This window comes from Virgibacillus sp. M23 (assembly GCF_034190895.1).
GTDB classification, from domain to species: domain Bacteria; phylum Bacillota; class Bacilli; order Bacillales; family Amphibacillaceae; genus Virgibacillus; species Virgibacillus salarius.
The window spans coordinates 1-597 of the sequence record NZ_JAWDHA010000167.1; the positions used below are offsets into that span (position 1 = coordinate 1).

General features: G+C 34.3%; 1 protein-coding gene. It reads right to left on the reverse strand.

Annotated elements, in window-relative coordinates:
- Positions 1-597 (reverse strand): condensation domain-containing protein (locus RVS70_RS21840; protein ID WP_166531070.1); only part of this gene is annotated, 597 nt, incomplete at both ends.

Consider the following 597-nt stretch of genomic DNA (forward strand, 5'->3'; position numbering starts at 1 on the left):
ACGTTACCGATGTGTCATTAAAGTCATGGAGAATCTCTTTCCGTTCCTTATCAGTTGTCATACTGATTTGGGATACAGGGATTTCCTGGTTTTGAATCACGGATTGAATGATTTCGATGAAATGGTTTTTTAATCTGTTTACCATTTCTTGATCGTAAGCATTAGAGTTATAAGAGAATCGAACGGTTAGTGTATCACTCGGTATAACCATAGCTGCCAATTCATAGTTGTTTTCCTCATAATATGTAATATTTTCTAATTCAAAGCCTAATGAATGATCGAAGCTCATTAGCTCATGATCAACATAATAGTTTTGAAAAACAATTATGTGATTGACTAAATTCCGTTTGACCTCAGATAAAGATTGAATATCTGCCAGTGGATAATAATCATATCTTGCCGATTCTAATGAATCTTTCTGCATTTGTTTAACAACATCAATAAATGTATGATTAACTTCTTGTTTCACTCGTACTGGTACTGTGTTTATGAATAATCCTACCATTTCCTCAATACCTTCTACTTCTGCATTCCTTCCGGAAACGACCGAGCCAAATACGACATCATCTAAGTTTGTATTCTTTTGGAGTAGGATTC